Annotated in this window: 2 protein-coding genes; both read right to left on the bottom strand. The window is 43.9% G+C overall.

Translation table 11 applies throughout. The annotated features are described in order from the left end of the window. Positions 1-89 precede the first annotated feature (89 nt). On the bottom strand, positions 90-695 hold the full coding sequence (gene ccoO, locus A3738_RS08140) for a cytochrome-c oxidase, cbb3-type subunit II (protein WP_068476981.1): 606 nt from the start codon (positions 693-695) through the stop codon (positions 90-92). Between the two features lie 13 nt (positions 696-708). Next, positions 709-1,218: cbb3-type cytochrome c oxidase subunit I (locus A3738_RS08135; RefSeq protein ID WP_197473706.1), on the bottom strand; the 510-nt coding region annotated here is incomplete at its 5' end.

Here is a 1,218-nt window from a genome sequence, read left to right as displayed (position 1 = left end):
TACTAAAAGCCCACCAACATATTCCTGCGAAGACGATCATCACTAATATTGTCGAAAGTCCCCTTAGCGTATTTATATCCATTATTTGCTTACTTGTTCCCAATCAACGTACCGAGGTTTTGAAGGTAAGCAACAAGCGCTTCAATTTCAGTCTTACCTTTTACTGCATCTGAAGCTCCTGCAATGTCTTCATCAGTGTATGGGACGCCAACTTTACGGAGAGCCTCCATTTTTTTAGGTGTTGTCTTATGATCGATTTTAGCGGTGAACAGCCAAGGGTAAGCTGGCATCTTAGACTCAGGTACAACATTTCGAGGGTTGTACATATGAGCTCGGTGCCAATCATCACTATAGCGACCGCCTACACGCGCTAAGTCAGGACCCGTACGCTTTGACCCCCATAAAAATGGGTGGTCGTAAACAAATTCACCAGCTACTGAGTAATGGCCATAACGCTCTGTTTCTGCGCGGAACGGACGAATCATTTGTGTGTGACAAGTATGGCACCCTTCACGGATATATATGTCACGACCTTCTAGTTGTACCGCAGTATAAGGCTTAAGTCCCTCGACAGGTGTTTTCATATCCTTGTTAAAGAAAAGAGGTACAACTTCCACTAAGAAACCAAAGCTTATTGCGACAATGATTAATGGGATCATTAGGCCAAGGTTTTTCTCAATTATTTCATGGTTCATTCTATCGCTCTCCTTAAGCTTGTGCTGGCACTGAGTCGAGTGCTTTAGCACTTGTTTGTCTAATAGTTAGCCAAACATTAAGGGCCATAATAAGCATGCCTGACAGGAAGATAGCTCCGCCGATTAATCTGACGACATACCCATTATGGCTCGCTTCTAGAGATTCAACAAAGCTATAAGTGAGAGTGCCATCGGTATTGACTGCACGCCACATTAAGCCTTGCATGATTCCGTTAACCCACATCGCTGCGATATATAGAACTGTACCAGCCGTTGCTAGCCAGAAGTGAAGGTTGATCAATGAAATACTGAACATTTCTTTCACACCGAATAGGCGAGGGATTAGATGGTATGTTGCACCGATCGAGATCATAGCTACCCAGCCTAATGCTCCAGAGTGAACGTGGCCAATAGTCCAGTCTGTGTTATGTGATAGCGCATTCACGGTTTTAATCGCCATCATCGGACCTTCAAATGTCGACATTCCGTAGAAAGAAAGTGATACAACAAGGAAGCGTAGAAT

It is taken from the genome of Oleiphilus sp. HI0066, assembly GCF_001635725.1.
The sequence above is the reverse complement of the archived record's forward strand: the minus strand, read 5'-3'. Positions and strand labels throughout refer to the sequence as shown.

Excerpts from the sequence above, each read along its gene's own strand:
- ccoO (WP_068476981.1), bottom strand. The coding sequence starts at position 695 with ATGAACCATGAAATAATTGAGAAAAACCTTGGCCTAATGATCCCATTA.